This is a genomic window from Micromonospora sp. NBC_01638 (assembly GCF_045209745.1).
Taxonomy (GTDB): Bacteria; Actinomycetota; Actinomycetes; order Mycobacteriales; family Micromonosporaceae; genus Micromonospora.
In genome coordinates, this window is record NZ_CP109273.1 from 5059234 (window position 1) to 5082372 (window position 23139).

Annotated in this window: 7 protein-coding genes; all 7 read left to right on the forward strand. The window is 72.7% G+C overall.

Features of this window, described 5'->3' with window-relative positions; all coding sequences use genetic code 11:
* Positions 1-4: 4 nt before the first annotated feature.
* Genes OG811_RS23725 through OG811_RS23755 form a run of 7 tightly spaced genes read left to right on the forward strand, consistent with a single transcriptional unit; the run spans position 5 to position 23133 of the window.
* On the forward strand, positions 5-1357 hold the full coding sequence (locus OG811_RS23725; protein WP_406075882.1) for a DUF6002 family protein: 1353 nt from the start codon (positions 5-7) through the stop codon (positions 1355-1357).
* A complete protein-coding gene (locus OG811_RS23730; RefSeq protein WP_406068783.1) occupies positions 1354-3285 on the forward strand; it encodes a non-ribosomal peptide synthetase in 1932 nt (643 codons plus the stop codon). Before OG811_RS23725 ends, OG811_RS23730 begins: the two co-directional genes overlap by 4 nt.
* Positions 3282-5036: a beta-ketoacyl synthase N-terminal-like domain-containing protein gene (locus OG811_RS23735; RefSeq protein ID WP_406068784.1), complete on the forward strand. Its 1755-nt coding sequence runs from the start codon at positions 3282-3284 to the stop codon at positions 5034-5036. Before OG811_RS23730 ends, OG811_RS23735 begins: the two co-directional genes overlap by 4 nt.
* Positions 5036-8197, forward strand: coding sequence for a thioesterase domain-containing protein (locus OG811_RS23740; protein WP_406068785.1), 3162 nt, complete (start codon positions 5036-5038; stop codon positions 8195-8197). Before OG811_RS23735 ends, OG811_RS23740 begins: the two co-directional genes overlap by 1 nt.
* On the forward strand, positions 8194-11850 hold the full coding sequence (locus OG811_RS23745; protein WP_406068786.1) for an amino acid adenylation domain-containing protein: 3657 nt from the start codon (positions 8194-8196) through the stop codon (positions 11848-11850). Before OG811_RS23740 ends, OG811_RS23745 begins: the two co-directional genes overlap by 4 nt.
* Complete coding sequence (locus OG811_RS23750) at positions 11840-17287, forward strand: SDR family NAD(P)-dependent oxidoreductase (RefSeq protein ID WP_406068787.1); 5448 nt, start codon at positions 11840-11842, stop codon at positions 17285-17287. Before OG811_RS23745 ends, OG811_RS23750 begins: the two co-directional genes overlap by 11 nt.
* Positions 17284-23133 carry an amino acid adenylation domain-containing protein gene (locus OG811_RS23755; protein WP_406068788.1) on the forward strand — a complete coding sequence of 1950 codons (5850 nt, stop codon included), beginning with the start codon at positions 17284-17286 and terminating at the stop codon, positions 23131-23133. Before OG811_RS23750 ends, OG811_RS23755 begins: the two co-directional genes overlap by 4 nt.
* Positions 23134-23139 lie beyond the last annotated feature (6 nt).

Sequence of the window (23139 nt, forward strand, 5' to 3'; positions counted from 1 at the left end):
GTCAATGACGACCGGTCGTAACCTCATCGTTGACTACTACGACCTGATCGCCGCCGCCGTCACCCGGTGCGCGCCGCCACCAGCGGGCGCGTCCGGCACGCCGACCTTCGCGCCGGGGTTTGACCTGCCGGCGCTGACCGACAACGTCCGGGACTTCTTCGCGCCGGCGACCGCTGGCTGGCGTCGGCTGGGCGAGTACGGCGGCCACCCGGTCCAGTTCCTCGACCTCACCGGCAACCCGGGCACCCAGACGACGAAGACGTTTGCCTCACTGGTGATGGTGGCGCGGGCGGTCGAGCACATCCGGCGTACCGGTGAGGCGATCCGGATCGTCACCCCCACATCGGCGAACAAGGGCATCGCGCTGCGTGACGCGGTCGGCCGGGCCATCGAGGTCGGGCTGGTCGAACCCGATCAGCTCTCCGTCGTCGTGCTCGCTCCCGCCGCCACCCGCCACAAGTTCCGTCACGACAGGCTTGCCGGCGACCCCGCGTTGCGAGCGGCGAACCCGTTGCTGCGCTACGTCGGCGGCGCCCCTGCGGACGTCAAGACACTCGGGCGTGCCTTCGTCGACAAGTACGCCGCGGAGGCGTACGACCGGCTCGGGATGAATCTCTGGTACTCACTGGACCTGCGCAACTACCTCGTCGCCGACGCTGCCCGGGCAGCCTTCGAGGCGGACGTCTCACCCGCGTCGGCGGCGCGACCGCGGTGGCATGCCCACTCGGTCTCCAGCGCGTACGGGCTGCTCGGCTACAACCTGGGCCGGGACGTACTCGAGGCGGCCGGCCGGGCCCGGCCCACTGATCGTCCAGGCTTCCTGCTCGTACAGCACCTGGGCACGCCCGACATGGTGCTCAGCCTGCGGTACGGCAGTTTCTCGCGGGCGAACATGCCGGCGTACCGGCTCGATCCGGCCAGCGGCGTGTCGGTGCAGGACGCCGATTCGCGGTTCCCGGCCATGACCGACGACCCGGCCGAGGTGCTCGACTCGACCTTCTACACCCACGAGCCAGCCACCTCCCCGGCGATGAACGAGCTCATCCGGCGATTCGGCGGCGACGGGATCGTCGTGTCGCGGCGCGAGTGCCTGGAGCGCTACCCGATGCTGCGGGAGTGGTTCGACGGCGACAGCCCGAGGCTCCCGGCGGACCCGGCCGAGTTGCGGGAATGGTCCATCGTCATGGGACTGACCGGCGTGCTCAACGCCATCGACCGCGGGATGGTCCCCGAGGGGCACGAGATCGTCCTGCACGGCAGCGGCTGCTACGGCGGGAGCGACTTTGTCCCGGCCGAGGCGGACGTGGAGGTGTCCACCGTCGACGACATCGCCGCTGCGGTGTGGGCCGGACGATGACGGGCGACACGATCCCGGCAGCCTTCGCCGCGCAGGTACGTCAGCATCCGGACCGTCCTGCGGTGCTGGCCGAGGATGCCGAGGTGACGTACCGCCAGCTTGCCGCAGCTGTCGCGGCGACCGCGGCCACCATCGGGCCCGCCCGCGGAGGGCAGGCCGCGTTGCTGTGCCGGCACGGCATCACCACCGTCACCGCACTGCTGGCGGCGCTGGTGGCCGGCCGGGCGTACGTGCCGCTCGAGCCGACCTTCCCGGCCCGCCGGCTGGCGCACATCCTTGCCGACAGCGCCGCCGACGTGCTGCTCGTCGACGCCGCCCACGCCGAGCAGGCCCAGCAGTTGGTGAGGCTGGTGGACCGCCCCGGGCTGCGGGTGGTCGAGGTCGCCGGCCCCGGCGACGCCCCGGATCTCGACGCGGTGCTCGCCGCGCTCGCCGGCCCCGCCGCACCGGATGATCCGGCCTACGTGCTGTACACCTCGGGCTCGACCGGCGCACCGAAGGGCGTGGTGCAGAGCCACCGCAACGTCCTCTTCGGGATCGCCAACCAGGTGCGCAACTTCGCGATCACGCCGGCTGACCGGACGAGCGTGCTGACGTCGTTCGGCTACGACATGGCGGTCACCGACACGTTCGGCGCCATCCTGTCGGGCGCCGCCGCGGTCCCGGTCGACATCCGCACGCACGGGCTCGGCCACCTGGCGCGTTCCCTGGCCCAGCACCGGGTGACCATCTACCACTCCACTCCGACCGTCTACCGCTACCTGTGCGCCAGCCTCGGCCGGACCGGCACGCTGCCCGACATCCGCGCGGTGCTCCTCGGCGGCGAGGAGGTCACTCGCCACGACGTGGAACTGGCACGGCGTCACTTCACGCCGGACACCGTGTTCGTCAACGGCTACGGCACCACCGAGATCAGTTTCGCGGCGCAGTACCACCTGCCCGCCGACGCGGCACTCGACCGTGCGGTCGTGCCGATCGGCTACCCGTTGGACGGCATCGAGGTGCTGTTGATCGACGAGCACGGCGTGGCCGGCGACACCGGCGAGGTGGTGGTCCGCTGCCCGCACGTGGCGCTCGGCTACTGGCGGCAGCCCGAGCTGACCGCGCAGCGTTTCGGTGAGTGCGACGGCGTCCGCACGTACCGGACCGGCGACATCGTCCGGCGGCTGCCGGACGGCCTGCTGGAATTCCTGGGCCGTGCCGACCGCCTGGTGAAGATCCGTGGCCACCGCGTCGAGCTGGGCGAGATCGAGGTGCAGCTCGCGGCGCTGCCCGGGGTCGGCCAGGCCGCCGTCATGGCCCGGCCCCGCACCGGGGGCGCCGAGGGCACGGAGAAGGAGATCATCGGGTACGTCGTACCCGCGCGTACCGAGCCGCCCGCCGACCGACACCCTGCTCCTCAGCGACGTCTCGACCCCGCTGCCCTCCGGACGGCCCTGGCCGCGACCCTGCCCGACTTCATGGTGCCCCGCGCCGTGGTGGTGGTCGACGCGCTTCCGATGGGGACGACGGGCAAGCTCGACGTCGCCGCGTTGCCCGCACCCCCGGTGTCCCCGGCAGAGGGGGTGGCTGCCGATCCGGTCGAACGCGCGGTCGCCGCTATCTGGGCCGAGGCGCTGGGCCTGATCCACGTCGACCGCGACGCCAGCTTCACCGAGCTGGGCGGGCATTCCCTGCTGTTGGCACTCGTCCAGGAGCGGCTCGAAACGGACCTCGGCCACCGGGTGCCGCTGGCCCGGCTGTTCGAGCTCTCGACGGTGGCCGCGCTCGCCGCGTACCTGCGGACGGTCGACACGCCAGCGAACGCCGCCCACGCCGTCGGAGCGGTCGACTGGCCCGCCACCGCGCTCGCCGACGACGCGGGTTTGGCCCGGGTCGCCAGCAGAATGCGCCGTCGCCGCGAGGCTCGCATGGGGGAGAAGCGATGATCAGTCCCGACGACGACCGCATCGCGGTGATCGGCCTGGCCTGCCGGGTTCCGGGCGCCGCCGACGCCACCGCCCTGTGGCGTAACCTCCGCACCGGGGTCGACTCGGTGCGGAGGTTCTCTCGAGCCGAGGCAATCGCCGCCGGTGTGCCCGCCGAGGTCGTCGACGACGAGAGCTTCGTGCCGGCGTTCGGCCACCTCGATGGGCTCACCGATTTCGACGCCGCACTGTTCGGTTACCGCGATGACGAGGCAGCGCTGCTCGATCCACAGCACCGGCTCTTCCTCGAGGTCGCCTGGTGGGCCATGGAAGACGCCGGCTACGGTCGGGCCGAAGCGACCACCCAGGTCGGTGTGTTCGGTGGCTGCGGCGTCAACCGGTACCTTCGTCACCACCTGCTCGGCAATCCAGCGGTAGGACCGGCGAATGGGTTCTGCGACGACTGGGACGAGATCCTGGCCGGTGCCTCCAGCGACTACCTGCCGACCCGTGCGGCGTACGCGCTCGGGCTGAACGGGCCGGCGGTTGCCATCCAGAGCGCCTGTTCCTCCTCACTGGTCGCGGTCTGCCAGGCGGCGCAGAGCCTGCTCGACTTTCGGTGCGACGTGGTGGTGGCGGGCGGCGCGTCGGTGGTCTCCACGCATCAGGCCGGCTACCGGCACCGCACGGGTGGGACGCTTGCGGCCGACGGAGTGTGCCGGCCGTACGACGCGGACGCCACCGGGCAGGTTTTCGGCAACGGGGCAGGGGCGGTCGTCCTCAAGCGGCTCGGTGACGCCGTGGACGACGGCGACCACATCTACGCCGTACTCGCCGGCTGGGCGGTCAACAACGACGGTGCCGATCGCGGCGCCTTCACCGTACCCGGGGTCGTCGGCCAGAGCGCGGTGGTCGCCGAGGCGCTCACCGCGGCCGACTGGCGTCCGGACGACCTCAGCTTCATCGAAGGTCACGGCAGCGGCACCGCGGTCGGGGACGCGATCGAGGTCGACGCGCTGACCCGGGCGTTCCGGACCGGCACGGCCCGCCGTGGCTTCTGCGTGCTCGGCTCGCTGAAATCGAACGTGGGCAACCTCGACGCGGCTGCCGGTGTGGCTGGCTTGATCAAGACCGTTCTGGCGGTGCACCACGGCGTTCTCCCGGGAACCCCGCACTTCACCCGGGCGCATCGCGGCGTGGACCTCGAGAGCGGCCCGTTCGTCGTCAGCACCGACGCGCGGCCGTGGACGGGTACCCGCCGTGCCGGCGTCAGCTCGTTCGGGCTCGGCGGCACCAACGCGCACGTCCTCGTCGAACAGGCTCCGACGCCGCTCGCGTCCGACGACAACGCCGACTGGGCACTGCTCCCGCTCAGTGCCGCCACCGACGAGGCGCTGCGGGCTCTCGCCGCCCGACTGGCGGACCACCTCGCCGGCGAACCGGGCGACGTACCCGCCGGCGCGGCATGGTCCCTCACCGACGTGGCGTACACGCTCGCCGCCGGCCGACGGCGGCTGGCTCGCCGCGAGGCGGTCGTCGTGCGGGACATCGCGCAGGCGGTGGAGGCGCTGCGCGCCGTCGCCGCCGGACAGGCCCCGGCCCTGCCGGCGGAGGTGCCGGGGGAGTTCCGTGACCAGGCAACCGGGTGGCGTGCCGGCGGAGACCCTCCGGTGGGGCCCGGTCGGCGGGTACCGCTACCGGGCTACCCGTTCCAGCGCCAGCGGCACTGGATCGACCGGGTGGGCGCTCCGCAGTTCGCCGGGGGGCGGTAGTGGGCGCCGCAACGTCGCCGGCCCGGACCGTACGGTGGTTCACCGGGTTGGGGGGCCGCACCGGCGGCGCCGAACTGCTGCTGTGCCTGCCACCGGCCGGCGCGGGCCCGAGCAGCTTCCGCGACTGGCCGGCGTGCCTGCCCGCCGCGATCGAGATGCAGGTGTTGGCCCTTCCCGGCCGTGAGGCGCGGATCGACGAGCCGCCGGAGTTCACCCTCGACCAGGTGGTCGACGCGGTATGGCAGTGCGCCGACCGGCCGTTCACGATGTACGGGCACAGCCTCGGCGGCCTCCTCGCCTTCGAGGTGGTCCGCGAGCTGCGCCGGCGTCGGGGCCCGATGCCTCGCCGGCTCTACCTCGGGGCGACCCGGCCACCGCACCTGCCCAAGACCATGGCCGAGCTGGCCGACGCGCCGGAGCGGGAGCTGCTGGCCCGCATCGAAGCCATGGGTGGGCTGCCCGAGATCGTCCGGGCGAACCGAGAGTTGCGCGAGATCTTCGTCCCCGTGCTCCGCGCCGACCTGCGGTGGTTGAGCCGGTACGTGTACCGCGACGAGGAACCGTTGCCGGTGCCGCTGGTCTGCATCGCCGGCCGCGGCGACGTCGATGCGGGGCCGAGTCACATGCGCGAATGGGCGAGGCACACCACGGAGGAGTTCGTTCTGCAATCCGTCGACAGCGGACACATGTTCCTTCAGGACCGGGCGCCCGAGGTCGCCGCGCTCGTCGCCACCGACCTGCTGAGGAGTGCCGAGAACGGTTCCGGGGACGAGAGCGGTCGTACCGTCGCGCCGAGTGTGTCGGCCCGTCAACCCGTGCCGGCGGACCATCTCGTGCCGCTCGGCAGTGGTGGATGGGCGGTGTGGCGCGAAGCGGTCCTGCGCGCGGCGGGGTTCCCCGCCGAGGACGTGCTGCGCCTGTCCGCACCGGAACTGGCCGCCGTCGCCGATGACCACCTCGACGGCGCGGCGACCGGGGAGCAGCTGCGTGCTGCCCTTTCCACCACGGTCGGCGGCACCAGCAAGGTGATCTACGACTTGGCTGGTGATCCACGCTTCCGCGAGGCGGTGACGTGGCAGAACCTCAACGCCCTGGTCGCGCTCGATGCGGTGCGCCGGGGTGGGCCGGACGAACGCAGTCACGACAAGCGTCGCGCCCGGGAGCAGGTCATCGGGCGCTACTGGCAGCGATACGCCGCGAAGAACGACACCATCGGGTTCTTCGGGCCGATCTGCTGGGTGGGCATCTCCGCCACGGACGCCACCACGGTCACCCCGGGCCCGGCCCTGACTCGGGAGCGGATGGTGACCTTCGAGTGGCGGGCGCTGAACGCCTTCGGCGACCGGCTCGCCGCCGATCCGGCGATACGGCCCTGGCTGCCCGCAGGTCTGCACGTGCACCTCTGGCGCGACGGCGACGGGCGGGTCCTGCGGCCGACGGCGCCGCCGGTGGAGCTCTCCCCGGCCGAAGCCGCCGTCGTCGACCGGCTCGACGGGCGACGTCCCGTCATCCAGGTGGCGGCGGAGCTCGTGGCGCAGGAGCCGGAGCGCGGGTCGGGACTGCGCAAGATGGACGACGTCTACCTGGTGCTCGACCAACTTGTCGAGCGGGGCCTGGTGTGGTGGGGTTGCGACCTGCCGATGGACGGGGGTGCGGAAGCGCGGCTGGCGGAACTGATCGACGGCATCGGCGACCAGGACATCCGGACGGCGGTCGCGGCCGACTTCGCCCGACTACGCGCCGCTCGGGATGCGGTCGCGGACGCCGCGGCCGATCCCGATCGGTTGCGTGCCGCCCTGGACGTGTTGCACGCCACGTTCGTCGCGGTGACCGGCGCGCCGGCTCTGCACCGTGAGGGCGAGACGTACGCGGGCCGGGCGGTCTGTTACGAGGACACCGTCCGTGACCTCGACGTCGAACTGGGCGCATCGGTGCTCGATGGCTTCGCCGCCCCACTCGGCGTACTTCTCCAGGTGGCGCGCTGGCTGACCGTCGAACTCGCCGGCGCCTACGGTGCCGCCTTCCGGGGCCTTCACGAGGAGCTCGCGGCGGAGCTCGGTACGGCCGAGGTGCCCTTCGCCGAGCTGTGGTATTTGGCCCAGGGCCTGCTGTTCGGTGAGGGTGATCGGCCGGTCGACGCGGTGTCGACGGAGCTGGCGGCACGCTTCGCCGCCCTCGCCGGCCTCGACGACGTTCCGCCGGGCACCAGCGCGTTGCGGTTGCGCGCGGCGGACCTGGCCGAGCGGGTCGCCGAGGTGTTCCCGGCGAGCCGTCCGGGCTGGTCGGCGGGACGGATTCACAGCCCCGACCTGCAATTCTGTGCGGACAGCTTGGCGGCGCTGACCCGGGGCGACTGCCTCGCCGTCCTCGGCGAGCTGCACGCAGCATGGTCCACCCTGGACAGCGGGGTCTTCGTCTCCGGTCACGAGGCGCCCGACCGGCTGCGCGACTGGCTCGCCACCGACCTCGGCACCGGCCGGGTGCGGCTGTTGTTCCCCTCGTCGTCGCCGAGGCTCACCGCCCGGGTCGGTTTCCGGCTGCACCACCACACCGACACCCGGCTCGGGTTCCTTCCCGCGCCGGGGGCTGACACCCGGCTCGTGCCGATCACCGCCTTGCGGGTCCGCGACGTGGCCGGCGAGCTGCTCGTGCACGGCCCTGACCGGCCCCCCATACCGCTGGTGGAGATGTTCAGCGAGCTGCTGTCGATGCACGCGTCGGAGGCGTTCAAGCTGGTCAGCACGGCGGCACACACACCCCGGATCCTGATCGATCGGCTGGTGGTGGTCCGGGAGACCTGGCGGACGACGGCCGATGAGTCCGGGCTGGCCGACGCCACCGGCAGCCTCGGGCGCTATCTCGCGGTCCGACGTTGGCGGCGCGCGCTCGGCCTGCCCGAACAGGTCTACGTGAAGCTCGCGACCGAGATCAAGCCCTGTTACGTGGACCTGTCCAGCCCGCTGTTCGCCTCGTCGCTGTGTGCGATGGTGCGTGGCGCGCGGCAGCGCGCCGGTGGCGAAACCACGCTCGTCGTGAGCGAGGCGCTGCCCGGGCCGCACCAGTCCTGGGTTCCCGACGCACACGGCCGCCGATACCAGTCCGAGCTGCGGTTTCAGGTGGTCGATCCGGCGCGGCCTCGCACCTGGGGAGAAGAACAGTGACGAGAAGTGACATCGTCGGCGAGCGGCTCCCGTACCCGGAGCTGACCCTGGCGGAGCTGATCCTGTCGACCGCTGCCCGGCGCGGTGCCGCGGTCGCCGTGCGGCAGTGGGACGAGGTGCTCAGCTACGCCGAACTCGCGGAAGGGGCGGCGGTCCTCGCCGGGAAGCTGCGTCGGCTCGGCGTCGGCCCGGAGACACCGGTGGGCATCTGCGCGGAGCGTCGGCCGTACCTGCTGGTCGCGGTGCTCGGCGTGCTCCTCGCCGGCGGCAGCTACGTGCCGTTGGATCGTGGGCACCCGTGGCGGCGGCGTGCCGAGATCGCCGCCGACGCGGGCATCACGGTGGCGGTGGTGGACCAGGCTGGCAGGGACGCCCTGTCCGACGTCGCGGTGACGCTGGTCGGCCTCCCGGTGGCCGCCGCGGACACCTCGGCGCCGGTGGACACCGCGTCCTGCCCGGCGACGCCGGACAACGCCGCATACGTGCTCTACACGTCCGGCTCCACCGGCCGCCCCAAAGGCGTCGTGGTCAATCACCGCAGTGTGGTCGCCCATGTCACCGCGTTCGGCGCCCACACGGGGGCGGACGAACGAACCCGTGCCTTCGGCTTCGCGTCGCTAAGCTTCGACGCGTCCGTCCAGGACCTGTTCATTCCGTTGGTGGCCGGCGGCGAGATCGCGCTGGTCCCGGACGCCGACCGGGTGGATCCCGCGCGGCTGCAACGCTTCGCCGAGGCGCACCAGGTCACCTGGGGATGCGTGCCGGCCGCGCTGCTGCCGCTGCTGGAACCGGCGAAGCTGCCGCACTGGCGCACCGTCTTCACCGGCGTGGAGGCGCCCGATCCGGCACAGGTCCAGCGGTGGGCCGGACCGGCAGACCGGCCGGTACGCCGGTTCTCCAACGGCTACGGCCCGACCGAGGCCACCGTCTGCGTCACCAGTTTCACCGCGTCCGGCCGCTGGGACCGTCCGTTGCCGATGGGCCGCCCGCTACCCAACCACCGGATCTACCTCGTCGACCAGGACGGTACGCAGGTGCCCCCCGGCACACCGGGCGAGATACTGATCGGCGGCGTCGGGGTGGCCCGCGGCTACCTCGGCCGGCCGGACCTGACCGCGGAACGGTTCGTGCCCGACCCGTACTCCGGCGAGCCCGGGGCACGGCTGTACCGCACCGGCGACCGCGCCGTCCAGTTGCCCGACGGCGAGTTGCTGTTCCTCGGTAGGACCGACCGGCAGGTCAAGATCCGAGGCCAGCGGGTGGAGCTCGACGAGATCGAGCACGTCCTGTGCGGACACCCGGGGGTGCGGGAGGCGGCGCTCGTCGCGGTGGGGCCCGACAACCACCTGGAACTCGTCGCGGTGCTCGTACCGGCCGGCGAGCCGTCCGACGACGACATGCTGGCGTACCTGCGGCAACGCCTTCCCGACGTGATGGTGCCGCGCCGCGTCGTCCGGGTACCCGCACTGCCGCTGAACACCGCAGGTAAGCGAGACGCGGCCCGGCTGCGCGAGGTCGCGACCGTCAGTACCGGGGACCGCTGGGTGACCCCGGGCGAGGCCGGAGCGGCCGGCGACCTGGAGGCCGCCGTCGCCAACGCGTGGCGACGGACTCTCGGCGCCCCCGCAGGCCCGGACGACGACTTCTTCGCGGCTGGCGGTGACTCACTGACCGCGATGCGGCTGGTCGCCACGCTCCGCGCCGAACTGGCCCGGGACGTCGCCGTGGAAGACGTCTTCGACGCCCGTACGCTGGGCGTTCTCACCGCCCGGGTGACCGCCACGACGCCGCTCACCGAGCCCGAGTTGACGATCGGCCATCCGCCGACGCTCTCGCCGGCGCAACGCCGGCTGTGGTTCCTCGACCAGCTCGCGCCCGACTCTGCCGCGTATAACACCGCGATGGCGGAGCGGATGCGCGGCCCGCTCGACGTGGATGCGCTGCGCGCCGCGTTGACCGAGGTCGTCCGCCGGCACGACGTGCTGCGCTGGCGGATCACCCGGGTGGCCGGCGCCCCGCACGTGACCTGCGAGCGGCCGGGCGACGCTTCGCTGCCGGTCGTAGATCTGTCCACTCTGGATGCAGACCGGCGCGAAGCCGAACTGCGGGTGGGACTTCAGGCCTGTGCGGCGACCCGGTTCGACCTGTCGACCGGTCCGGTGTGGCGGGCACAGCTCTACCGGCTCGCCGACGACGAACACGTCTTCGCGATGGCGTTCCACCACGCGGTCTTCGACGGCTGGTCCCAGGCGGTCTTCTACGACCAGCTGGGCACCGCATACGCGGCGGCCCGGGCAAGCCAGCCGGCGGGCGACTCCGCGACCGGCCTCGGGCCGCTGACCGCCAGCTATGCCGACTACGCGGTGTGGCGTACCGCCCGCGATCGCGCCCGTGGCGAGCAGGATCTCGCCTGGTGGAAGGAGCACCTGGTGGGCGCCCCGACCGTGCTGGAGCTGCCCGCGGACCAGGTCCGCCCGGCCACCCAGACGTATCGCGGCGCGTTCGCCACCACCTCGTTCCCGCCCGAGGTCGACAGCCGGGTACGCGGGCTCGCCGCGTCGCTCGGCACGACGCCGGCCACGGTGCTGCTCGCCGCGTTCGGCGAGGTGCTGCGGCGGCTGACCGGCGGGGTCGACCATGTCGTCGGCGCGGTCGTCGCCGACCGTCGGCTGGCCGCCGTCGCCGACCTCGTCGGCTTCTTCGTCGACATCGTCCCGGTACGCCTGCGCACGGACTCGGCGGGCACCTTCGCTGATCATGTGCGCGCCTGCCGGCAGGAGCTGCTCGACGTGCTGGCCCACCCGAACGCACCGCTGGAGCGGATCGTCCAGGCGCTGGCGGTTCCGCGCGACACGACCCGCTCGCCCCTGGTGCAGGTGCTTTTCAACGTGTTCAACTTCGCCGAGCCGGCGCTCGAACTGCCGGAGATCAGCACGGAGCGGGTGCCCGCCGGCTTGCCGGGATCCGCCTTCGACCTCACCGTCTACCTGGTCGAGCGGGGTGGCGTACTGGCGCTCGACGCCGTCTACAACCCGGATCTGTTCGCGGCGGATCGGATCGCCGCGCTCCTCGACGGCTACCTGGAACTCCTCGATCAGGTCACGGTCGTGCCGGAGTCGCCGATCGGCGAGATCGGCCACCAGGGGCCGGACGACGACACCACCGTGGTTTCCGCAGCCGGCCACGGCAGTGCCGGTGGCGCCCTGTGGCGGGCGGCCCGGAATGCGGTCCCGGCGACGGCTGCGGCGCCGGAGCCGGACTCCGCCGCCGGGCCCGCCCGCCCGCCGCTGTCCGGCGCGGCTCCGGCCGCTCCGACGGGAGTCACTGAGGAACTGGTCGCCGGGGTGTGGCGGGACACCCTGGATGTGTCGCAGGTCCAGAGCACCGACAACTTCTTCGACATCGGCGGGCACAGCCTCGCGATGGCCGTGGTACAGCACCGGTTGTCCGAGGCACTCGGGCGGGAAATCCCCCTGGTCGACCTGTTCCGCTATCCCACCGTGCGGGCCCTCGCCGCATACCTGGACGGTGTGGCCGGCGGGGACGGGATCGACCTGGCCGTACAGCGGGCGACCACCCGCCGGGAACGAATCCGCGGCCGCAGCGAGGCCAGGGCAGCAAGTCGAGCGAGGGGAACAGCCAGTGCCGAATGAGGAACCGCAGTCCTACGGCGTTGAGCCGATCGCCGTGGTCGGCATGGCCTGCCGGGTACCCGGAGCGAGGGACGTCAACGAGTTCTGGCACAACCTGGTGGCCGGGGTCGAGTCGGTCACGTGGTTCGACCGCGCCCACCAGATCGCTCTCGGCGTGCCGGAGGACGAGGTCGACGACCCCCACTTCGTGCCCGCGGCGCCGGTTCTCGACGACTACGACGCATTCGACGCGCCGCTGTTCGGTCTCAGCGCCCGCGACGCCCAGGTGGCCGACCCGCAGCACCGGCTCTTCCTGGAGCTGACCCACAGCGCGCTCGAGCACGCGGGCTACGACCCGTTCGCCGGCGGGCAGTCCGTTGGTGTCTACGCGGGCACCGGCGGCGAAACGTACGCCTACGAACACCTCCGCCCGAGCGGAGCCGGCGACTTCCACATGGACCTGTCGATGTGGAACTTCCCTGACTACGTGGCGACGCTGGCGTCGTACAAGTTGAACCTGCGCGGGCCGAGCCTGACCGTGCACACCGCGTGTTCGACGTCGCTGGTCGCCACCCACCTGGCCTGTGAGGCGCTGCGCAGCGGCGAGTGCGACACGGCCGTCGCCGGCGGCGTGTGCGTGGAGCTGCCGCACGGGCGCGGACACCTGGTCCTCGACGGCGGTGTGATCGCCCGGGATGGGCACTGTCGGCCGTTCGACGCTGCCGCGTCGGGCACCATGTGGGGCTCGGGCGGTGGGGTCGTGGTCCTCAAGCGGCTGACCGACGCGCTCGCCGACGGCGACCACATCTATGGCCTGATCCGCGGCAACGCCATCAACAACGACGGCTCCGCCAAGGTGAGTTTCAGCGCGCCGAGCATCGACGGGCAGGCGGAGGTCGTCGCGCAGGCCGTCGAGCTGGCCGACATCGATCCCCGCACGATCACCTACGTGGAGGCGCACGGCACCGGCACCGAGGTCGGCGACCCAATCGAGCTGGCGGCGCTGCGCGAGGTGTACGCGCGGAGCAGCGACGACCGGCAGTGGTGTGGCATCGGCTCGGTCAAGTCGAACATCGGCCACCTCAGCCAGGGTGCCGGCGTCGTCGGGCTGATCAAGACACTGCTCGCGCTGGAACACGGGGTGATCCCGCCGACGATCAACGTGCAGGCCCCGAACCCCGCGCTGGACCTGCCCGAGAGCCCGTTCTACCTGACCACCGCCCTGACCAAATGGGTCTCCGATGGCGGACCACGCCGGGCCGGGGTGAGCTCGTTCGGGTTCGGCGGCACCAACGCCCACCTCGTGGTCGAGCAGGCGCCGGCGATCGTCCGCGCCCCAGCCCCGGAGCCGACCCGTCCGGCGCAGGTGCTGACCGTCTCCGCGAAGACGGAGACGGGGCTGGCGACCGCGGTCGCCCGGCTCGCCGATGACCTGCGTACACGCCCCGATCTCGACCTCGCCGACGTGGCGTACACCCTGTGGGTCGGTCGCACCGCGCACCCGCACCGCGCCGCGGTAGTGGCCACCGACCTGGCCGGCGCCGCCGCCGCGCTCACCGACCCGAAGCGGCGCCACACCGGCCTGGCCGCAGACGGGCAGCGGTTGGTGTTCCTCTTCTCCGGTCAGGGCGCGCAACACCCCGGCATGGGCGCGGAACTCTACACCGCCGAGCCGGTCTTCCGGGCCGCCGTGGACGAGTGCGTACGGGTGCTGCGGAGCCACCTCGACCGCGACCTGCTCGACGTGATCCTCGGCCGGACGCCGGACGCCGCCGAGCTGCTCGGCCGCACCGAATACACCCAGCCCGCCCTGTTCACCGTGGAGTACGCGCTGGCCACGCTCTGGGCGTCCTGGGGCGTACGTCCCGCGGCGATGCTGGGCCACTCCATCGGCGAGTACGTGGCCGCGACCCTGGCCGGGGTGTTCACACTGCCGGACGCGCTCAGTCTGGTGGCCGCCAGGGGCCGGCTGATGGCGTCGGTGCCGGCGGGAGCGATGCTCGCCGTATCGCGCGGCGCGGAGGAGATCGCCGCGATGCTGCCGGCCGGGCTGGAAATCGCCACGGTCAACGGCCCGGGGATCTGTGTGGTGGCGGGCCCGTCCACCCTCGTCGAGGAGTTCGGCGGGCGGCTGCGCGCCGACGGCGTGAACGCCAAGGCGCTGCGCACCTCACACGCGTTCCACTCGGCGATGATGGAACCGATTCTCGACGCGTTCCGCGAGCGGGTCGCCGCCACCCCGCGGCAGGCCCCGACGGTGCCTTTCCTGTCCAACCGCACCGGCGACTGGATCACGGCGGAGCAGGCGACCGATCCGGACTACTGGGTGCGCCACCTGCGTGAGCCGGTGCGGTTCGGCGACGCCGTGGCGCGCCTGGTCGCCGAGGAAGGCTGGACGTTCGTCGAATGCGGACCGGGTCGTCAGCTCGCGTCGCTGGTCCGGATGCAGCTGCCGCGTACCGACGCAGCGCCGCTGACGTGCCTCCCCGCGCCGGGCGAGCGGCTGGGCGACTGCGCGACCCTGTACACGACCGCCGCCCGACTGTGGACTCAGGGAGTCCCGCTCGACCGGAGGCGGTTCGCCGCGGTGGAGGGCACTACCGGCGCCCAGGCGCCCACTGCACCGGGTCGCCGCCGGGTGGCCCTGCCCGGCTACCCGTACGAGCGGCGTCGCCACTGGGTCGAGCGGGGTACGCCGGCCGCGGTCCCACCCCGGCCGCGGCGCGCGGTGCTGCCGGTCGACGAATGGTTCACCGTGCCGTCCTGGCGAGTCCGCCCGCTCGACGCCATACCGGCCGCCGGAGCACCCACCGGGTCGTGGCTCGTGTTCACCGACGGCGAGGGCGTCGCCGACACGTTGCGTGAGCGCGGCGCCGCGGTGGTGGAGGTCCGTCCCGGCGCCGGCTACGGCCGTGACGGTTCCGGTTTCCGGGTTCGGCCCGGCCACCCGGGCGACTACGGTCGGCTGTTCAGCGAGCTGACAGCCGACGGCGCGACGCCCGAGCGTGTCGTGCATGCCTGGACTGCCGCCGCCGTCCCGGCCGGGCGTGATCCGGAGGCCGCCTGGCAGGCCCAGGATCTCGGGTTCTTCAGCTTGCTGCACCTGGTCCAAGCGCTCGCCGCCGCGGCGGGACCGATCCGGCTCGACATCGTGACCTCGGGTGCGGTCGACGTGACCGGCGCCGGCCTCAGCCGACCCGAACATGCCACGGTCGCCGGCATCGCCAAGGTGGTCCCCCAGGAACTGCCCACCCTCACCGTGCGGCACATCGACGCGGACCAGCCCGCGGCGGCGGTCACGGAGCTGCTGCACGACGCGGACGAGGAGCTGGTGGCGCTGCGCGGACGGCGTCGCTGGGTACCCGACCACCAGCAGGTGAAGGTGCTGGCCGGCCCCACACCGACCCTCGTCGAGCAGGGCGTCTACCTGATCACTGGCGGGCTGGGCGGGATCGGCATCACGATCGCCGAGGACTTCGCCCGGCGGACCAGAGCCCGTCTGGTGCTGATGTCCCGCAGCGGGCTGCCACCTGAGGACGAGTGGGCCGCGTACGACGGCGTGCCCGGCCGGGTGGGTCGTGCCGTCGCGGCGATCCGACGCATGGCGGCGGTCGGGGCGGAGGTTCTGGTCTGCGCTGCGGACGTGACGAGCGTCGACGACCTGCGGCGGGTCCGCGCCGAGGCGCTGAGCCGGTTCGGCCGGGTTGACGGCCTGATCCATGCGGCAGGCCTGCCCGGTGGCGGGATGGCCGAGGTGAAGGAGCGCGCGGTGGCGGAGGAGGTGCTGGCCCCGAAGCTGCGCGGCACGCTCGCGCTCCAGCGGGTCTTCGGCGACCTCGACCTCGACTTCGTCGTGCTGTGCTCCTCGGTCACCGCGCTGACCGGGGGCTTCGGACAGGTGGATTACTGCGCCGCCAACGGCTTCCTCGACGCGTACGCGCAGAGCGACCACGGCTGGCGGGGTCGGGTGGTCTCGGTCAACTGGGGTGCCTGGCGCGAGGTCGGCATGGCGGTGGAGACCACCATGCCGGCGGCGTTCGCGCGGGTGCTCGGCGCCGGCGCCATCGTCGTGGACCACCCCGTCCTGGTCCGGCGGCAGGCCGGCGAGCAGGGCGACGTGATCCTGTCCGGTCCGGTCTCGCCACGCACCCACTGGCTGCTTGACGAACACCGCCTCGGCGGCGTACCGCTGGTGCCCGGCACCGGTCACCTGGAACTCGTCCGGGCGGCGTTCGCGGCCACGGTCTCCGCGCCCGGACCGGGTAGCGCCGTCGAGCTGCGCGACGTCACCCTGTTGCAGCCGCTGTCGGTGCCCGACGGCGACCAGGTCGCGGTGCGGGTCACCGTCTCCGGCGGGCACACCGGGGGCGAGGTCGAGGTGGCGAGCGAGGGCGCCTCCGGGGCGCTGATCCATGCCCGCGGTCAGGCCGCGTGGGTGGCCGGCGCAGCGCCGGTGCGGGATCTCGCCGCGCTGCGTGCCCGGTGTGGGCAGGAACGGGCGTACGACCCGGAGATCGAGCGCGGTGCTTCGGTGCTGCGGTACGGATCCCGGTGGCGTTGCCTGCGCCGCGTCGGCCTGGCAGCGGCCACCGGCTCCGGACCGGTGGAAGCGCTGCTGGAGCTGACGGTGCCCGAGGTGGTCCGCGTGGAGCTGTCCCGCTGGCCGCTGCACCCGGCCGTCCTCGACGAGGCAGTCTCCTTCGGGTGGCTCGGCGACGCGGTGGGCTACCTGCCGTTCGCCTACGGGCGGGTGCGGGTGTGGGGGCCGCTGCCGGAGCGGCTGTTCAGCCATGTCGTGCCTCGCTCGTACGACCACGACGAGCTGGTCGCCGACGTGACGTTGCTCGACGAGACCGGCCGGGTGATCGCCGAGATCAGCGAGTTCACGCTGCGACGGGTCGACGCGTCAGCGTTGACCGACTCCGCCCGCGCGGCGGGTCCGGCGCGCGCTGCGGGGGCGCCGGACGACGGGTCGGGCATCCGGCCGGCGGACGGTGTCGAGGCGCTGCACCGGCTGCTCGCCGCGGACCTCGGGCCACAGGTCGTGGTCTCGGCCCGGTCACTCGACGAGGCGCTGCGCGCGGCTCGGGAGCTGACCGTGGACGCCGTCGAGGCGCAGTCGGACGAGGCCCGGCCGCAGGAGCGTCCCGCCGGCATCGACTACGTGGCTCCGCGCAACGAACTGGAGAAGGGCCTGGCACAGGTGTGGGGTCGAGTGCTCGGTGTGGACCAGGTCGGCGTGGAAGACGACTTCTTCGAACTGGGTGGCAACTCCCTGGTCGCGGTGCAGCTCATCGGGCAGGTCAGGACCGCGCTCGGCGTGAAGCTCCCGATGCGCAGCCTCTTCGCGGCGCCCACCGTGGCCGCGATGGCGGAGCTGGCGTCCAAGACGGACGACAGGCCGGAGACGCCCGCCGCGCCCACGACGATTCCGCGCCTGTCCAGGCCCGGCCGATGAGCGAGGAGCAGAAGTACCCGATGTCGGACGACGAATGGGTGGTGCCCGCCTCGTACGGGCAGGAGCGGCTGTGGCTCGTCGACCAGGTCGAGCCGAACTCACCCGCCTTCAACATCGTCACTTCGGTGCACCTGCCGTATCCGCTGGCCGCCAGCGAAATCGTCGGTGCGTTCCGGGAGGTGGTGTCCCGGCATGAGGCGCTGCGGACGTCGCTGCGGGCGGTGGACGGTGAGCCGTGCCAGGTCGTCCACGGCAGCGTCGCGGTCGAGGTGGCCGAGGTCGACCTGCGGGGCCAGCCGCCGGAGGCGTTGACCGCCCGCTACGAGGCGGAGAGCGTACGGCCGATTCCGTTGGACGCGCCGCCATTGTGGCGGGCGACGCTGGTGCGGCTGGCCGACGCCGAGTGGCGGTTCGTCCTCGTGGCCCACCACGCCATCTTCGACGGGGCCTCGATTCCGAACCTGCGGACCGAGTTGACCGAGCTGTGCCGGTCGCTCGTGAACGGCAGCCCGGCGCGCCTACCCGAGCTGACGATCCAGTACCCCGACTTCGCCAACTGGCAGCGCGACCAGCTCAGCGGCGACACGTTGGCGGCGCACCTGCGCCACTGGCGGGCGGTGCTGGACGGCGTGCCGTTCGTGCACACGCTGCCGACCGACCGGCCCCGGCCGGCGCGCGGGCCGGCCCCCGGCGCGGACGTCGCCGCCGACCTCCCCGACGGGCTCGCCGCCGAGGTGGCCGGGCTGGCCCGGCGCCTGCGCGCCACCCCCTTCATGCTCTTCCTCGCCGCGTACGCGACCCTCGTGCACCGGCTGTCCGGCGACCGGGAGGTCGTGGTCGGCGTTCCGGTCGGCGGACGGGAGCTGCCCGAGGTGCAGCCCCTGATCGGCATGTTCGTGAACACCCTGGTGCTCCGTCTCGACCTGTCCGGCGATCCCAGCTTCGCGGTGCTGGTCGACCGGGTGCGTGGGCAGCTGGGGCAGGCGTGGGAGTTCCAGGACACTCCGTTCCAGAAGGTCGTCGAGGCCGTCGCGCCGCGCCGTGACCCCAGCGTGTCGCCGCTGTACCAGCTCGGCTTCAACTATCTACCGGATGTCGGCACCGGCACGGGCAACGGCGTGGCCCGCGACGAACTGATGCTCGGCGTGACCGACCGGTACGTCCGGCTGGAGTACCACGCGACGCTCTTCACCGAAGCCACCGCCCGTACGCTCGTCGACCGCTATCTGCGGCTGCTGTCCGCAGCGGTCGGGGGGCCGGACACGCCGCTCGGGTCACTGCCGCTGCTCGACCCAGCCGAACGGACCCAACTGGACGCGTGGGAGCGGGCCGACGGCCTGCCGGTCGTCGATCGGGCCGGGCAGCCGGTGCCGGTGGGAGTGGTGGGGGAGTTGCCCACCGGAGAACTCGGCCTGCGACGGCCGGACGGAACGGTGGAGGTGTTGGGTCCACCCGCCCACCGGCCGCTGCTGAACGCGCTGCGCTGGCGGCACCAGATCGAGGCGGCGCTGCGGGCCGCGCCCGGCGTCGCTGACGCCACGACGGTGGTACACGAGACACCCACCGGCCCCCGGCTGGTCGGATACGTCGCCCGGCCCGTGGGTGACCTGGCCAAGGTACGGGCGGCGCTCGCCGAGGTGCTGCCGGCCGATCTCACGCCCGACCTCGTCCACGTGTCGGCCCTGCCGCGTGGCGTGGACGGCGAGATCGACCACGCCGCCCTCGCAACGACGCCGGCGGCTGCGGACACGCCGCCCGCCGCGCCGCCTCGCGACGGCGCAACCCCGGTCGACGAACCGGCACCGGCCGATCAGGGGGCGCCGAGCACCGCCACCGAACAGGCGATCGCCGAGATCTGGGCGGAGGTGCTCGGGGTTTCCTCGGCGCAGCTCGACGACGACTTCTACGCCGTCGGTGGGCACTCCATGCTCGCGGTACGACTGGTTGCCCGGCTGCGCCAGCTCACCGCTGGCCGGAGCCGCCAGATCGGCGTCATGGACGTGGTCACCGGCCGGACGATTCGGCGGTTGGCGGCGCTCGTCGACGGTGCGCAGGACGGTGACCGCCAGCTGCTGCACGAGCTGACCCCGGGCGGGGAACGTGTCGTCTCCTACGTCTGTGTGCCGTACGGCGGCGGCAGTGCCGCCGTCTACCAGACGTTGGCCGACGCCCTGCCACCCGGCCATGCGCTCTACGCCGTCGCCATCCCCGGTCACGATGTGGGGCTCGACGAGGCGGCGCTGCCCTTTGACGAGCTGATCGACGCCTGCCTGGCGGAGATCTTGGACCGGGTGCCGGGTCCGATCATCCTGTACGGACACTGCGGGGTCGGTGGTGCGCTCGCCGTGGCACTGGCCCGCGGGCTGGAGGCGGCCGGACGGCCGGTCGACGCGCTATACCTCGGGGGCGTGTTCCCGGCCGCACGGGCCAAGGGCGTGCTGAGCTCGGTGTTGCGCCGGCTCGACGGGCTGGCGAGCAACCGGGTCTTCGCCAACTGGCTGACCGGGATGGGCGTCGACCTGTCGGAGCTGGAGCCGGCGCAGGCCGACCGGATCGTGGCGAACATGCGCCGCGACGGCCAGGCCGCGGAGGACTACTTCACCAGCCTGCTTGCCGATCCCGGTCCGCGCCTGCGCGCGCCGGTGATCTCCGTGGTCGGGGAGCGTGACCGGGTCACCGAGTTCTACCAGGAACGGTTCCGCGAGTGGCAGACCGTCTCCGACACGACAGCCGTGGCGGTGATCGACGAGGCGGGACACTACTTCCTGGCCCATCGCGCCGACGAGCTGGCCGACATCCTGACCAGCACCCACCGGGCGATCGCGGCGGGTGAGTTCACCGGCCTGGGCGGCCCCCAGGCGGGCTGGCGGGCGCACGCGGTGCACCCAGATACCACCGCTGACCCGGCCGGCTCTGCTCCGGCCGAACCCGGCGCCGGTGTGCCGACGGTCGCCGTCGACCCGAGCGCCGGTATGCCGACGGCACCCCGCAACATGCGTAAGTACCTGGCCATTGCTGTCGGGCAGCTCGCCTCGCTGACCGGCTCGGCGCTGACCCAGTGGGCGATCCCGGTCTGGGTCTACCTGGAGACCGGCTCGTACGTCTCGTTCGCCCTCTTCGCGGCGCTTGGCATCGTGCCCACCCTGTTGGTCTCCCCGCTGGCCGGCGCGCTGGTCGACCGGCTCGACCGGCGCCGGGTGATGCTCCTGGCGGGGGCGGCGGCCGGGCTGGCCGAGCTGGCCATGGGCCTGCTCTTCTGGAGCGGGCACCTACAGGTGTGGCACCTCTACGCGCTGGTTGTCTGCCTGACCACGGCCGCGTCGTTCCAGCGGGTCGCCTTCCTCGCCGCGACCCCGCAGCTGGTGCCGAAGGCGTATCTCGGCCACGCCAACGGCGTGAACCAGCTCGCCACCGGCTTCGCCACCATGGTGGCGCCGCTGCTCGGCGCCGGCCTGCTGGGGCTGCTCGGGTTGGGCGGCATCGTGGCCGTCGGTGTAGCGAGCTACGTGCTCGCCGTGGTCGTACTCCTCGTCGTGCGTTTCCCGCAGACCATGGGCCGGATCCGCGACGAGTCGATGCGGGCCGCGCTTCTCGGTGGGTTGCGCTTCATCTGGGCCATTCGTGGCCTGCGCAGCATGCTGCTGTTCTTCGCCGCGCTCAACGTCTTCCTCGGCGCAGCACTGATCATGGTGCCGCCGTTGGTCCTGGGTTTCGGTTCCCTTACCCAAGTCGGTCAGGTCGCGTTCGCCGAAGGTGTGGGCGCGGCGATCGGCGGGCTGGTGGTGATCGTCTGGGGCGGGCCGACCCGGCGGCGGGCGACCGGTGTGCTCATCGCGACGGCCGCGATGTCCGCCTGCTACATCCTCGTCGGCCTCCGCCCGACCCTTCTCCTGGTCGCCGCCGGGCTCTTCGGTGCCGGTTTGGCCCTCTCGGTCACCCAGGGGATCTACGCCACGATCGTCCAGGTGAAGGTTCCGCAGCGGTTCCACGGCCGGGTCTTCGCCCTCAACCAGATGATCTCCTGGGGCACGCTGCCGATCGGGTACGCCGTGGTGGGCCCGCTGGGTGGGCGACTGCTCGAGCCCCTGATGGAGGCCGACGGGGCACTCGCGTCGACGGTCGGCGCGGTCATCGGAGTGGGCCCCGGGCGCGGAATCGGTCTGCTGTACCTGGCACTGGCGGTGGCCATGCTGGGGCTGACCGCGGCGGCCACGCTCGTCCCGTCGCTCGCCCGGTTCGATCAACAGGTGCCCGACGCGCCGCCGGACGATCTCGTCGGCGTGGAGCAGCTACGCCGGCCCGAATCGACAGAGCCGGTCTCCGACCCGCCGGTCACCCGGCTCGATGAGCTGATCACGGCCCAGGCGGCCCGAACGCCATCCGCGACCGCCCTGATCAGCGGCACCGAGCGGGTGACGTACGGCGAGCTCGACGCCCGAGCCGAGCGGCTCGCCGTGGCCCTGCGGTCTCGGGGTGTCGGCCCGGAGAGGTTCGTGGCCATCGCCCTCGACCGGTCGGTGGCGATGGTGGTAGCGGCGCTCGCGGTCCTCAAGGCTGGCGGCGCGTACGTCGCGCTCGATCCCGCCCAGCCGCCGGGGCGGCTGGCGTCGATCCTCGACAGCGCCCGGCCCGCGCTGCTGTTCGGCGACGGGAAGCTGACGGGCGTCTCGCCGTCGTGCCCGGTCGTGGACGAGGTGACCCTGCTCGCCGAGGCAGCGTCGTCTGGCGGGTCCGCACCGCTCGCGCCGCCCGACGGTGGGCAGGAGAGCCCGGCGTACGTCGTCTACACGTCCGGCTCCACCGGCACCCCGAAGGGGGTGGTCGCCCACCATCGGGGGGTCGTCAACCACCTGCGGTACATCATGCGTGAGCACAACGTTACCGCGGCCGACACGGTGTTGCAGATCGCCTCGCTCGCCTTCGACGCCTCGGTACGCGACCTCTTCGGCCCGTTGAGCGTCGGTGCCCGGGTGGTCCTGCTCAGTCCCGACCAGGCGAAGGACCCCGCGGCGATGCTGGCGCTGATCCGCCGGCACCGGGTGACCTGCCTGCTCGCCGTGGTGCCGACCCTGCTGCGGGGCATGGCCGATCTGGCCACCGGTGCCGCACCTTCGGTGCGTCTGGTGCTCTTTGCCGGAGAGCGGCTGCACACCGCTGACTGCGCTGCGGCACGCCGCATCTTCGGGCCGCGGGTGCGCCTGGTGAACCAGTACGGGCCGACTGAGTGCACGATGACCACCACGTACCTGGTCATTCCGGCGGGTGCTCCGCTGCCCGACCCGGTGCCGCTCGGTCGCCCGATCGGCGGCGCGTGGGTCCGGGTACTGAACGACGCGCGTCAGCCGGTCCCGATCGGTGAGGGCGGCGAGATCTACATCGGAGGAGTCGGAGTGGCGCTGGGCTACCTGCACCGGCCGGAGGAGACCGCCGCCCGGTTCCTGCCCGACCCGTTCAGTGACGAGCCGGGTGCCCGAATGTACCGGACCGGTGACCGAGGCCGGGTGCGTGCCGATGGCGCGCTGGAGTTCCACGGCCGTATCGATGATCAGGTGAAGATCCGCGGCCAGCGCGTGGAGCCCGGCGAAATCGAAGGGCTGCTGCGTCGCCACCCCGCGGTCCGCGACGCCGCGGTTCTGCCCAGCGGTGAGCCGGTCCGACTCATCGCCGTCGTCAGCGGTACCGACGTGGACCTCGACGAGGTCCGGGCGTACCTGCGTGCCCGGCTTCCCGACTTCCTGGTGCCTGAGCAGTTCTCCGTCCTCGACGAGCTGCCGCGCACACCGAACGGCAAGATCGACCGGCGGGCGTTGGCGAGCGGGCAGCCGGTCGGATCGGCCGCTCGGTGACGTCCC

Coding starts and splice junctions, on each gene's coding strand:
- OG811_RS23725 (WP_406075882.1), top strand. CDS start 5: ATGACGACCGGTCGTAACCTCATCGTTGACTACTACGACCTGATCGCC.
- OG811_RS23755 (WP_406068788.1), top strand. CDS start 17,284: ATGAGCGAGGAGCAGAAGTACCCGATGTCGGACGACGAATGGGTGGTG.
- OG811_RS23730 (WP_406068783.1), top strand. CDS start 1,354: ATGACGGGCGACACGATCCCGGCAGCCTTCGCCGCGCAGGTACGTCAG.
- OG811_RS23735 (WP_406068784.1), top strand. CDS start 3,282: ATGATCAGTCCCGACGACGACCGCATCGCGGTGATCGGCCTGGCCTGC.